This is a genomic window from Thermodesulfobacterium thermophilum DSM 1276, from assembly GCF_000421605.1.
Taxonomy (GTDB): domain Bacteria; phylum Desulfobacterota; class Thermodesulfobacteria; order Thermodesulfobacteriales; family Thermodesulfobacteriaceae; genus Thermodesulfobacterium; species Thermodesulfobacterium thermophilum.
This window is the reverse complement of sequence record NZ_ATXI01000012.1, coordinates 1-12,145: the sequence shown is the minus strand read 5'-3', so window position 1 is coordinate 12,145 and position 12,145 is coordinate 1. Positions and strand designations below refer to the sequence as shown.

The 12,145-nt window shown below is 37.5% G+C and carries 10 protein-coding genes and 1 pseudogene; 5 read left to right on the top strand and 6 right to left on the bottom strand.

Features of this window, described 5'->3' with window-relative positions; all coding sequences use genetic code 11:
- Positions 1-146 precede the first annotated feature (146 nt).
- Positions 147-1,124 (top strand): methyl-accepting chemotaxis protein, encoded by a 978-nt coding sequence (locus tag H529_RS0106610; RefSeq protein ID WP_081642274.1) that lies wholly within the window; start codon positions 147-149, stop codon positions 1,122-1,124.
- Positions 1,125-1,180: 56 nt separating this feature from the next.
- Here the strand turns inward: H529_RS0106610 and H529_RS0106605 are convergent, their stop codons facing one another.
- From H529_RS0106605 to trxB, 4 genes are read right to left on the bottom strand one after another with little or no spacing between them, the layout of a single operon-like run.
- A complete protein-coding gene (locus H529_RS0106605) occupies positions 1,181-2,542 on the bottom strand; it encodes a sigma-54-dependent transcriptional regulator (RefSeq protein WP_022855737.1) in 1,362 nt (453 codons plus the stop codon).
- Positions 2,532-4,133 carry an ATP-binding protein gene (locus tag H529_RS0106600; RefSeq protein WP_022855736.1) on the bottom strand — a complete coding sequence of 534 codons (1,602 nt, stop codon included), beginning with the start codon at positions 4,131-4,133 and terminating at the stop codon, positions 2,532-2,534. The genes H529_RS0106605 and H529_RS0106600 overlap by 11 nt, the downstream gene beginning before the upstream one ends.
- A complete protein-coding gene (gene phnD / locus H529_RS0106595; RefSeq protein WP_022855735.1) occupies positions 4,120-5,775 on the bottom strand; it encodes a phosphate/phosphite/phosphonate ABC transporter substrate-binding protein in 1,656 nt (551 codons plus the stop codon). The genes H529_RS0106600 and phnD overlap by 14 nt, the downstream gene beginning before the upstream one ends.
- Positions 5,759-6,697: a thioredoxin-disulfide reductase gene (gene trxB, locus H529_RS0106590; protein ID WP_022855734.1), complete on the bottom strand. Its 939-nt coding sequence runs from the start codon at positions 6,695-6,697 to the stop codon at positions 5,759-5,761. The genes phnD and trxB overlap by 17 nt, the downstream gene beginning before the upstream one ends.
- 72 nt (positions 6,698-6,769) lie before the next feature.
- On the opposite strand from trxB, the gene hypB reads away from it, so the two are divergent.
- From hypB to hypF, 4 genes are read left to right on the top strand one after another with little or no spacing between them, the layout of a single operon-like run.
- Positions 6,770-7,552, top strand: coding sequence for a hydrogenase nickel incorporation protein HypB (gene hypB, locus H529_RS0106585; protein WP_022855733.1), 783 nt, complete (start codon positions 6,770-6,772; stop codon positions 7,550-7,552).
- A 10-nt stretch (positions 7,553-7,562) separates the two neighbouring features.
- Complete coding sequence (gene hypE, locus H529_RS0106580; RefSeq protein WP_022855732.1) at positions 7,563-8,573, top strand: hydrogenase expression/formation protein HypE; 1,011 nt, start codon at positions 7,563-7,565, stop codon at positions 8,571-8,573.
- Between the two features lie 9 nt (positions 8,574-8,582).
- A complete protein-coding gene (gene hypA / locus H529_RS0106575) occupies positions 8,583-8,933 on the top strand; it encodes a hydrogenase maturation nickel metallochaperone HypA (protein WP_000544228.1) in 351 nt (116 codons plus the stop codon).
- Positions 8,923-11,175 (top strand): carbamoyltransferase HypF, encoded by a 2,253-nt coding sequence (hypF, locus tag H529_RS0106570; protein WP_022855731.1) that lies wholly within the window; start codon positions 8,923-8,925, stop codon positions 11,173-11,175. The genes hypA and hypF overlap by 11 nt, the downstream gene beginning before the upstream one ends.
- Here the strand turns inward: hypF and H529_RS10440 are convergent.
- Both H529_RS10440 and H529_RS11875 read right to left on the bottom strand, forming a co-directional pair.
- A complete protein-coding gene (locus tag H529_RS10440) occupies positions 11,096-11,626 on the bottom strand; it encodes a HyaD/HybD family hydrogenase maturation endopeptidase (RefSeq protein ID WP_022855730.1) in 531 nt (176 codons plus the stop codon). The genes hypF and H529_RS10440 overlap by 80 nt on opposite strands.
- Before the next feature lie 264 nt (positions 11,627-11,890).
- A pseudogene (locus tag H529_RS11875) lies at positions 11,891-12,145 on the bottom strand (hypothetical protein); the annotation flags it as partial.

Below are 12,145 nucleotides of genomic sequence, written 5' to 3'. Positions count from 1 at the left end.
TTAACGCCATCCCTCTTTATGATTATTCAAACAACCAAATAGGAGTTATCGTTATAGGGGCTAGCCGTGGAGAGATTATAAACCTTTTTCGTTTTAGCGGACTTATCTTAGGTGTTGTTGCCTTTGCGGTGTTTTCCTTTGGCTTTATGGTGATAAATAAATCCTTACAGAAAATCTCACAATCTTTGTCAGACACAACCAACATGGTAGAGGAACTTGGTAAAGGTGGAGGTGATTTAACCTTTAGGTTTGAGGTAAAATCCCAAGATGAGTTAGGAGTATTAGCCTCTAAATTTAACCATTTCTTAGAAACTTTAGCTTCGATAGTTAAAAACCTAATAGAAAAGGCTGAGGATTTGTTTAAACTTTCTAAAAAACTTCAAGACGATGTAGACACCACCTTTAACTCTGTTAAGGAGTTTACGGAAAAAGCAGACCTTATAAGTGCAAGTTCATCTGAGACCGTAGAGGTTATAAATAACGTGACCACTCAACTTGATGAGCTTACTAAAGCCATAAAAGAGATAAGTGAAAAAGCTCAGTTAAGCAAGTCAATCGTAGCTGATACTGCCAGAGAAGTAGATAAATCAAAAAATTTAGTAGGAGAATTGATTTCATCCTCTTCAACGATCATAGAAGTGGTAGACCTGATTAAAGACATCGCAGACCAGACCAATCTTCTTGCCCTCAATGCATCGATTGAGGCAGCACGAGCCGGGGAAGCCGGAAAAGGGTTTACCGTAGTAGCCAACGAAGTTAAAGAGCTTGCCAGACAAACACAAGTTGCTACAGAAAACATCAAGAAAAAGATTGACCTTTTGTTGCAAAGTAGCAATTCAGTTGCTCATTCTGTAGAAAGTATTGTAGAAATGATGAAAAAAGTAGAAGAGGCAGCGGTGGCTATCGCTGCAGCAGTTGAAGAACAGGCTATAGTTGTCCAAAACGTCTTTGAGCACATCACTTTTGCCAGAGACAAAGTGCTTTTAAACGAAGACCATGCTCAAGCCATAAAGATTGGTGTAGAAAAATTGATTGGCTCTTCTCAAAAGCTTAAGGCATCAGGTGAAGAAGTAGGAAGAATTGCTGAGGAGATTAAAAACATAGTTTCTCAGTTTAAGGTATAATCTTAGGTCAATTAGGCTCCCTCTAAAGGAGGGAGCCTATAGATTTATTTTATGTTTTAATCTTTTTCCTCCTCTTCCTGGTTAGAAATTCCAGGGAGAAGTCCATGGTGTTTCATCTTAGTCCTCAGTTGTTTTCTTGAGATACCTAACAACTGAGCCGCTTTAGTTTGGTTCCATCCGGTTTCTTCTAACGCTTTAAGGATAAGGGTTTTTTCCATCTCTAACAGGTTTAAGGTGTTCGAGGGAGAAATTTCTTTTTCTTTAGAACCTAAAATTCTTTTTGGTAGATGCTTTAGGGAAATTACTCCAGAGGTGGAAAGAATAACCGCTCTTTCTATCACATGTATAAGCTCTCTTACGTTACCAGGCCATTCATAGTTTATCAGCATTTCCATCACCTTAGGTTCTACCATCGGGATAGGACGATTGTTTTCCTGAGCAAATTTTTGGACAAAATGCTGGATAAGAAGAGGAATATCTTCTTTTCTTTCCCTAAGAGGAGGTAGATGCACCCTTACTACGTTAAGCCTCCAGTATAAGTCTTCTCTGAAAGAGCCTTCTTTAACCGCGTTTTCGAGATCTCTGTTGGTAGCAGCAATCACCCTTACATCAACCTTGATTTTGTTAAGTCCTCCCAACCTTTGAAATTCCTTTTCTTGCAAGAATCTTAAAAACTTTTTTTGGAGACTGATAGGTAATTCTCCTATTTCGTCTAAAAATACAGTGCCACCGTTAGCTAATTCTAAAAGTCCTATTTTTTTCTCTGTAGCTCCGGTAAATGCTCCTTTTTCGTATCCAAAAAGTTCGCTTTCTAAAAGATTTTCTGGGAGGGTAGTGCAGTCAACCACTATAAACGGACGGTCTTTTCTTCTGGAGAGTCGATGAATTGACCTTGCTATCAGTTCTTTACCTGTACCAGATTCTCCGGTGATAAGCACGTTAGAGTTACTATCAGCTACCATTTCTATTATATAAAAAATTTCTTTCATTACCGAACTTTTAGCTATGATTTCTGGGAATTTATGAGAGATGTCTTCGTCATAGTTTAATTTTTCATGTTTAGAAATGGCATCTTTGATAACTTCAACCAGAAGTTCAGGGTCAACCGGTTTTACCAGATAATGAAAAGCCCCTAATTTCATAGCCTCTACAGCTTTTTCGATCGTTCCATAAGCAGTAAGCATGATTACCGGCAACATGATGTGTTCTTTTTTTAGCCATCTTAACATTTCTATCCCGTCCATCCCAGGAAGCCTGTAATCAAGAAGTAGACAGTGAGGTTTATGTTTTCTAAGCTGTAAAATACCCTCTTCTACGGTTTGGGCGGTGATTACAGTGTAATTGTGTTTTTTGAGGATGGTAGAAATGGTTTTTAGACTGTTTATCTCGTCATCTATAAAAAGTATCTTATATTTCATATCTTATCGGGAGGAAAACCTTAAATTCTGTCCCTTCTCCTTTTTTACTAAAAACAGATACTTTGCCTCCATGTTCTCTAACGATTTTTTCTACACAAGCAAGTCCAAGTCCTGACCCTGTAACTTTAGTAGTAAAAAACGGTTCAAACACCTTATCTAACAGTTCTTCTGGTATCCCTTCACCCGTATCTTTTACAGAAATAACTACCAATCCCCCTTCTCTTTGTGTCGCAACCGAGATTTTATCCCCTTTTTTCGTAGCGTCTCCGGCGTTTACCAAAAGGTTTAACATCACCTGTTTGAGTTGATAGGGGTCAAAATAAAACTCAGGTATAGAAGGATCTAAGGCTAGTTCTATTTGCTTTTCTTCTTCTTCAAACTCAGGTTTAACCAAATTTATTATTTCTTTTATGATATTATTAATTTGCGTTTTTTCAAGTTTTAAAGGAACAGGCCTTGCATAAGTTAAAAAACCGGTGATCAGTTCATTTAATCTTTGGGTTTCTTTGTCTATGATAGAAAGAAATTCCTGCAAAACTTTACCTTTAAAGTTGGTTTTAAGGTAAGAACAAGCAGCCTTAATAGAGTTTAACGGATTTTTGATTTCATGAGCAACCACCATGGCCATCTCTGAAACCGCAGAATATTTTTCAAGCTTAATTTTTTCTTTGGTGGCTTTATCAAGTTGTTCCATATAAGACCTTAGGTCTGCTACCATCTTATTAAAACTTTCTATTACATAACCTAACTCATCACCACATGAATACTTATAAACAAAACAGTCTTCACACTCAATTTTTAAAACACTCTTACACCATTTTTTCGAATCTTCGTTAAGCCAACATCTGGTTTTTCCGTAAGAAGGGCATCGATAATCCTTGCACTGGTAGAAGTCTTTACATAAAATAAGTTTTTCATTTTCACAAAATTCAAACTTGTTAGCCTGCACTTTTTGAATGCTTTTTTTAAGTTTGTTTAGTGGTTTGGTTAGGGTGATAGAGATAAAGTACGCCACCACAAGCGCTACCAGCAAAAAAACTCCCGATATAAAAAGCATATAACGTTTCAGCGTATTTATAGAGTTTTCAATAAAATCATTAATGTCTGTTTCTGAAACTCCTATTCTAACCGCACCTAACGAAAAGTCTTCCTTGAAAACCGGACGGTTAAAGTGCTTTATCCCATTATTATCTAAACTTTCCCAGGTTTTGAAGGTAGAATCATTTACAGGAATAAATTGGCCTAATTTAGAAGGATTGGTATGAGCTACTATCCTTCCGTTTTTATCAACAACCATCACATATACTATTCCAGGAAGGTTTTTTAAAGAACTTACCTTTTCTTCAAGTTTAAGAGGGTCAAAAAAGACCAACCAGTCTACCACCTCCAAAGAAAAGTTTTCTAAGTTATGGGTTAGCCCTTCATAATATTGATTTTTTAAAGAATTTTTTTGGTAGTTTATTATCAAAAAATTTACGCTAAAAAGTAGTAAGGTTATCAAAAACAAAAAAGAAAGAAAGATTCTGCTTTTAATGCTAAAACTTCTTAAGAGTTTATAAAAAGTTGATAAAAAATCTTTACGGATTAACATATCTTTTTATAGGTTCAAATTCTTTATCTTCCACAGGTTTAAATTTTTTTACTTTCAGGTTTTTCAGGATAGAAGCAGGTAGATGAATGAGTGATTCTTGGACTTTTTTGGCAAGGTCCTTGTCTGCTTTAACCACCGCCCATGGCCAGTTTGGTAAAAACTCTGTTGGGGTCAAAACTTTTATCTGAGAAAGATCTACTTCTTTTCCAAAAACACCAAGAGCTGCCTCTCTTATGAACCCTGCGTCTGCTTCTTTTTTATACACCCCGATGATTACCCTTTCTTGCCTTTTTACATCTACTAACCGAAAATCTCGCCTTAAATTGTATCCTCTTTTTTCTAAATAAATTTTTTGTGAAAGAAAACCACCGGCAGAATAGGGAGAAACTATAAAAATTTTTTTGTTTTTTAAGTCCTCTATCTTTTTAATCGGGCTATCTTTTCTTACGATAATAACACCTCTAAACCTGTCTCCTCCACATACCTCACTTGGTTCATCTATACAATCTTCTCCTACAGTTAGGGCTATAGCCTTTGCATGCCCAGATTTCGACAGAAGAGCATAAACATAGGGATTTTGATAGGCAAAGTGTACTTCTTTTTTCTTTACTAAGGTGATAAATTCTTCGAAATTTTTAGGGATGACAATTTTAAACTCCTTTCCTGTCTTTTCTGAAAGATACTTCATCAAAGGATCAAACCTCTGATAGATAGTAAGCGGACTGTAAAGAGGTAAAATGGCAACCTTTATGGTATCAGGCCCGTATTTTATTAAATCCTTTCCTTTAAATAATTTTATCAGTACTCTTATGTAGTCAAAGTCTCTGTCTTCAGCAGGCACAAGTTTTTCTATCTGCAGGTTAGTTAAAACCTCTTTAGGAAGAGACACAAGGATTTCTTTTAATAACTGTTTCTCTTTTAAAGCAGAGGTTGAAGCAATCAAAAATACAGGCACTTTTTCAGAGGACTTTATTACTTTAAGACCTGAGGTTAAATAAGGTTTGGCTATCGATTCACTTAAGGCTCCTACCTCATAATCTCCTATCAACACGGAGAGAGCAATCCTTTTTTCCTGACCTAAAAAATCTACCTTAGAAAAGTCTTTTAGAGAAAGTTCTAAGTCTTTTAGCATGGACAAAGGGATTAGATAACTGAAAGAAGAATTTTTATCCCCTAAGGCAAGCCGTTTGTTAACAGCATCAAAAATCCTTTCTATTCCTGAATTTTCTTTGGTTACAAAAATGCTGCTTGCCTCTCCCTGTCCTCCCTTGGGCTTAACTAGAGGAAAAATCTTTTGAGGATAAAGGGCCTTTAATTCGCAGTAAAAAGCTGGGTCTATCATTAGAAGATGTAGTTTATCCTCTGCCACTTTTTGGGTTAGCTCTTCAAAGTTGGCTGAGATGTCTATCGAAACAGGTTTTTTAAGTTGATTTTCTAAATAGGTTTTTAAAGGATAAAGCTGTAAAAAGGTTTGTTGAGGAGAGCTTACGTTTAAGACCCCTATAACTAAAGGAGGTCCGTTTAAAACCTCCGAGGGCTTATTTTCCTGAGTTTGTCTTCCTTTGTCTTTAAAACACCCGGATAATAAAAACCCTAAGAAGATGGTTAAAAATAGAGCCCAAAACCTATTTCTTTTTAACATCTTCTAAATACTCTCTAACGCTAAGTGCGGCTACAGCGCCCTCACCACAGGCAATCACTATTTGCCTAAAGGGTTTACTAACGCAGTCTCCACAGGCAAAAATTCCCTTCTGAGAGGTTTCCATCTTTTTATCTGTAATTATAAAACCGTTAGGGTCTAACTCTACGAAACCTTTTAACCAAGAGGTATTAGGTTCATATCCTATAAAAATAAAGACCCCAGAAACTTCTAAATATTTTAGTTCTCCTGTTTTTTTATCTAAAACCTTTATCCTTTCTACCTTGTGTTTTCCTTCGATAGCCTCTACGGTCGAGTTCAAGATTATCTCAATCTTAGGGTTTTTAACAACCAAATTTTGCAAATAGGCCTCAGCCCTAAACTTATCTCTTCGGTGAATTAAAAAAATCTTTTTTACAAACTTGGTAAGTTCTAAGGCTTCTTTAAGAGCCGAATCTCCACCTCCTACCACAGCCACCACCTCATCCTTAAAAAAAGGTCCGTCACAGGTAGCACAAAAAGAAACTCCCTTGCCTATCAATTCCTTTTCCCCAGGAATACCTAATTTTTTAGGGGATGCCCCTAAAGCTAAGATCACCGCATAACTTAAAACGTAGGTCTTGTCAGAAAACCAGATTTTAAAAAGTTCCTGTTCTTTTTCTATACTAACGACTTCTTTTGATAATAAGTTCAACCCTAATCTTTCTACTTGCTTAACCATCTTTTCTATCAAGTCAAACCCTGATATACCTTCAGGAAATCCGGGATAGTTTTCTATCTGTTCTGTAAGGACTACCTGACCACCTAAAAAGTTTTTTTCTATAAGTAGAGTGTTTAGCATCCCCCTTTGAGCATAAAGATAGGCAGTAAGACCTGCAGGCCCTCCACCTATTATGGTTAGGTCATAAGTAGTTTGTTGGATCATTCTGGTTTTTTATTTTACTTTTTTTAGTTTTATATTATAATTTCTTTTTAAATTTTATTAAGAGGTGAAAAGATGTGTAAAGAATGTGGGTGTGGTTTGGTTAATCATCCTTCAGAAGGATCGGAAAAACATCATGAGCATCATCATGAACACCACCATGAACCCCACCATGGACATACCCATTCTAAGGAAACTTTGCAACTCCTTGAAGACATCATGAAATATAACGAGTTTCAGGCAAGACATAACAGAGAACACTTTGAGGAATACGGAATTTACGCCATAAACCTTATGAGTGCCCCAGGGTCTGGGAAAACTACCTTGTTAGAAAAAACGGTAGAACTTCTTTCAGGAAAGTTAAGGATTGGGGTGATAGAAGGGGACTTAGAGACAGAGAGAGACGCTGAAAGGATAAGGAAAAAAGGAGTCCCTGTGTATCAAATAACCACAGGCAGTGCCTGCCATTTAGACGCCTCTTTAATTCATAAGGCTATGCATAAACTTCCGATGGATCAGATCGACCTTCTTTTTGTAGAAAACATAGGGAATCTTGTTTGTCCTGCAAGTTATGACCTTGGCACCCATCTTAACGTAACCCTTCTTTCAGTGCCTGAAGGAGAAGACAAACCAGAAAAATATCCTCTCATTTTTAAAGTTTCTCAGTTGGTGGTTATCACCAAGATAGATTTGCTTCCCTATTTTGACTTTGACTTGGAAAAGGTAAAATCTCAGATCCAGAAGATCAATCCTAAGGCTCAGATTATCGCCCTTTCTGCCAAAACAGGAGAAGGGTTTGACCTTTGGGTCAAATTTTTAGAGGATTCCTATACTCAATATAAAAAATTTCTTAGATAGAGGAAAGGTTATGGGAGTTGAAAAACTTTTGTTAGCTCATGGAGGAGGCGGAGAGGAAACCTTATCTTTGATAAAAGATTTTATTCTGAAATATTTTACCAACCCTATTCTTGAGCCTCTTGAAGACGCAGCTTTATTAACCAATCAAATTTCTCGATTGGCTTTCACCATAGACGGTTTTACCGTAAAACCTATCTTCTTTAAAGGTGGCAACATAGGAAAACTTGCTGTAACTGGCACGGTAAATGATTTAGTGGTAATGGGGGCTAAACCTTTATATCTTACGGTAGGTTTTATCATCGAAGAGGGGTTTAAAATCAAAGATTTAGAAAAGATTTTACAGTCTATGCAAGAAGAGGCCATAAAAAACGAAATTTACATCGTGGCAGGAGATACAAAAATCGTACCTAAGTCAGAGGTAGACGGTATTTTTATCACAACCTCAGGTATAGGAGAGGTGATTTATTCAGGCATTTCTTGTAAAAACCTAAAACCAGGAGACGTTATCTTGGTTTCTGGCCCTATAGGAGACCATGGGGCCTGTATTTTGGCAGAAAGAGAAGGTATAAAAGTAGACATAGAGTTAGAAAGTGACTGCGAAACCCTTTGGCTTGTGTTAAAACCCCTTTTTGAAAGTGGGATTGAAATCCATGCGATGAGAGACCCAACCCGTGGAGGATTAGCCGCTACTCTTCATGAATGGGCTTATAGTTCTCAGGTAAATCTGGTGGTAGAGGAAGAAAAAATTCCTGTGAGGCCTCAGGTAAAGGCCTTTTGTGAGGCCCTTGGATTTGAGCCTTATCATTTAGCCTGTGAAGGAAGAGTAGTAATAGCCTTACCAGAAAAAGATGCCGAAAAGGCTTTAGAAATTTTAAGGTCTCATCCATCTGCAGCTGAAGCTAACATCATAGGACAGGTGTTGGACCATAGTCCCTCTCCTCAAGTATATCTCAAAACACTGTATGGCACTCATAGGGTTTTAGAAAATACCTCAGGAGAACTCTTCCCGAGGATTTGTTAGGTAAAGCCTATGCATGAGTTTTTTATCGTTCAAAACGTGATAAAAACCGTAGAAGACTTGATGGTTAATCACCCTAAGAAAAAAGTAGTAAAGGCGGTTTTGTTGATAGGAAGATTTTCTGGGGTTGAGCCTGAGTTATTACAAACTGCCCTTGATTTTTTTAAGCAAGGAAGCGTTTTAAAAGACGCAGAAATCGTGATAGAAATAGAAGACCTTAGGATGAGATGTCAGAAATGTCAGCAAGAATTTTCAAAAGAGAAATGGGATCTTACCTGTCCTTTTTGTGGCTCCTTTGAAACTGAGGTTCTTTCAGGAGAAGAGATGTTACTTAAAAGCTTAGAACTGGTCGATGAGGATTAGATACCGGATCAGGATAAACGGGGTAGTCCAGGGGGTTGGTTTTCGCCCTTTTGTGTATAACCTTGCTAAATCCTTAGGGTTGACAGGTTTTGTCAGCAACGATACCAACGGAGTTTTTATCGAGGTTGAAGGCAACGAGGATACTCTACAGGATTTTTTAGAGAGGTTAGTTAAAGAAAAACCCCGGCTTTCGCAAATTTACCGTGTGGTTCATGAAAAACTTCCCTCTGTAGGCTATGAAGACTTTTTGATTAAAAAAAGTCTCAAAGATGAAGAGATAACCTTAGACATCTTGCCTGATGTAGCTACCTGTGAATTTTGTTTAGAAGAGCTGTTTAATCCTTCAGACCGAAGGTATCGATATCCCTTTATCAACTGCACCCTTTGTGGACCAAGGTTTACCATCATAGAGAGTTTACCTTATGACCGAGAAAAGACGGTGATGAAAGAATTTACGATGTGTCCTGCATGCTTTGAAGAATATACCAATCCTGTTGACCGGAGGTTTCATGCCCAACCTATAGCTTGCCCGATCTGTGGCCCTCAGCTTGAATTCTATGATTTTAAACGAAACAAGCTGGCAGAAAAGGAAGAGGCTTTATATCAAGCCATAGAAAAAATAAAACAGAAAAAAATAGTAGCTGTCAAAGGTTTAGGAGGATTTCATCTTGTCTGCGATGCTACTGACGGTGAGGTGATAAAACTTTTAAGACAAAGAAAGAGGAGGTCTAAAAAGCCTTTAGCTGTGATGTTTAAGGATTTAGCCCAGTTAGAAGAATATTGTTTGGTTACCCCTCAGGAAAAAGAGCTTCTTTTGTCTCCTTCTCAGCCGATAGTCCTCTTAGAAAAAAAAGGCAAGCTTCTACCTGAGGAAATAGCCCCAGGATTAAAAAAAATAGGAGCTTTTTTGCCCTACACCCCTTTGCATCACTTAATTCTAAAAGAGATAGACCTTCCTTTGGTGGTTACCTCTGCCAACCTTTCAGATGAGCCTATAGTGATAGACAACGAAGAGGCCTTTAACAAGCTTTCTTCCCTTGCAGATTACTTGCTTCTTCATAACCGAAAAATCTTAAGAAGAGCCGATGATTCGGTGGTAAAGGTAATAGCCGGTGGTCCTGTGTTTATAAGACGGGCAAGAGGTTATGCACCCTTGCCGGTTTTTCTTCCCTTTAACGTAAAAAAGCGGGTGCTTGCGGTAGGCCCAAGGGAAAAAAACACCTTTGCCCTTGCCTTCCAAAACAAAATAGTGCTAAGTCAGCACATCGGAGACATAGAAACTTTAGAAGACCTAAAAGATTTCGAAAAAACCCTTTTAGATTTTATCAAGCTTTATGAGTTTGAACCAGAGGTCGTGGTAGCTGACCTCCATCCTCTTTATGAGACCACCAAATGGGCAGAACGTTTTGCCAAAGAACACAAGATTGAACTTATAAAGATACAGCATCATTTTGCCCACATCCTTTCTTGTATGGCAGAAAACGGAATCTTTGATGAGGTTTTGGGAATTGCCTGGGATGGTACAGGATACGGAGAAGACCATACCGTTTGGGGAGGAGAAATTCTGGTAGTAAAAGGAAATAAGTATCAGAGGGTTGGTCATTTTAAACATTTTAGATTGATAGGAGGAGAAAAAGCGGTAAAAGAACCTAAAAGGGTAGCCCTAAGTTTGATGTTTGAACTTTTTGGAGAAAAAACTTTCGACCTCTCCTTACCTTTTTTAAAAGAATTTACTCAACAAGAGTTGACCCTTCTTTATCAAGCCTGGAAAAAGGGTATAAACTCACCTCTAACCTCTTCTTGTGGAAGACTTTTTGATGGAGTGGCTGCGCTAACAGGTTTAAACTTTGTTAACCACTATGAGGGAGAATCTGCGATGCAGTTAGAAGACCTATTTTTGTATGATTTAAAAGATGATTATGCAATAAAAATAGAGGAAAAAGGGGATATCCTGATTTTTGACTGGAAAGAGATGATAGAAGAGATTACCTTTGGGAAAGAGCCTTTGCCAGTAAAGGCTACCAAATTTATCAATACCCTGGCTAAGGTTTGTGAGGAAATGGCTACAAAAATAGGGATAGAGAAGGTTTGCCTTTCTGGAGGGGTTATGATGAACAAGCCTCTGGTAGAAAGAATTATAGAAAGGCTCACCAAAAAAGGTTTTAAGGTCTATTTACAGACAAAAGTTCCTCCCAACGACGGAGGTCTTTCTTTGGGACAAGCTCTATACCCCAATCTTTAAGTTGAGAAACCACCGCTTCAATCAGAGGGATAAAATTAGCCTTTACTGAAGGAGAAAGTTCATATCTCATCTCAAGAATTTCAGGTTCTAAACCTAACACCACAAGGTCTTCAGGAGAAAAACCTCTCATCTCAGCCAAGGTTAGTATGTCTAAAAAGCTTACCTCATGAATTGAAAGTTTTTCAAGAACCTGTTTAGGCAGGGTGTCTTTAGTAAATTTGTGAAGGGTGCCAGGAGGACTTCCTTTTGCGATGGCATCTATTACCAAAAGTTTTTTAGCTTTTTCTATGTAAGGGAGAAGTTGGAAACTACCTACTCCTCCGTCAACAAGCTCCACCTTTTCATGAGGGATCTCAAAAAACTCTTCTAAAACCTTAACTGCTAAAACTCCTATTCCTTCATCTGCAAGCAAAACGTTTCCTATTCCTAAGACCACAACTTTATCCATCATCGATAAACTCTATCATTATTTTTTTTTGAGGTCTTAAAAATTTCAATATACCATAACATTTTTAAACTTAAATTATAAATTTTTAGATTTTCAGGTAAAAATAGTTATTAATTTAGGAAGTTGATCTGTATTAGCTCAAAATACTATGTCCCTGAAACAGGTATTAGTTAGATCATTATTCTCTCACTGAAAAAGTAACCTCCATCGTGTTCTGCAAAGTCTACTTCTATATAGCCTAACCCCCCTTGAGCATACTTCCCAAAATCAGCTGAAATCGGAACTTGATGATAGATGACCAGGAACTCTTTTTAGGGTTCCAAGGGAAATAGTTTTAGTTTCGTTGATAATATTGGTGAAATAATGTTTTAAGTGTCCTTCTTTGAGTAAAGTATCAATGGTAAGAGGGACAACAGGGTAAAGTCTTTTAGCACAGGGACAAAGGAGGATTTTCCAGCAGATTTTAATGATTTCTTGATGGAGGATATGGTATTTGGAAGCGTTTTTTAGCAGTTTTTTAAG

What these genes read in the sequence shown, in the direction of transcription:
- phnD (WP_022855735.1), bottom strand. Translation starts at nt 5,775, where the DNA reads ATGTTAAAAAGAAATAGGTTTTGGGCTCTATTTTTAACCATCTTCTTA.
- H529_RS0106610 (WP_081642274.1), top strand. Translation starts at nt 147, where the DNA reads ATGGTGATAAATAAATCCTTACAGAAAATCTCACAATCTTTGTCAGAC.
- trxB (WP_022855734.1), bottom strand. Translation starts at nt 6,697, where the DNA reads ATGATCCAACAAACTACTTATGACCTAACCATAATAGGTGGAGGGCCT.
- H529_RS0106605 (WP_022855737.1), bottom strand. Translation starts at nt 2,542, where the DNA reads ATGAAATATAAGATACTTTTTATAGATGACGAGATAAACAGTCTAAAA.
- H529_RS10440 (WP_022855730.1), bottom strand. Translation starts at nt 11,626, where the DNA reads ATGATGGATAAAGTTGTGGTCTTAGGAATAGGAAACGTTTTGCTTGCA.
- hypF (WP_022855731.1), top strand. Translation starts at nt 8,923, where the DNA reads ATGAGGATTAGATACCGGATCAGGATAAACGGGGTAGTCCAGGGGGTT.
- H529_RS0106600 (WP_022855736.1), bottom strand. Translation starts at nt 4,133, where the DNA reads ATGTTAATCCGTAAAGATTTTTTATCAACTTTTTATAAACTCTTAAGA.
- hypB (WP_022855733.1), top strand. Translation starts at nt 6,770, where the DNA reads ATGTGTAAAGAATGTGGGTGTGGTTTGGTTAATCATCCTTCAGAAGGA.
- hypA (WP_000544228.1), top strand. Translation starts at nt 8,583, where the DNA reads ATGCATGAGTTTTTTATCGTTCAAAACGTGATAAAAACCGTAGAAGAC.
- hypE (WP_022855732.1), top strand. Translation starts at nt 7,563, where the DNA reads ATGGGAGTTGAAAAACTTTTGTTAGCTCATGGAGGAGGCGGAGAGGAA.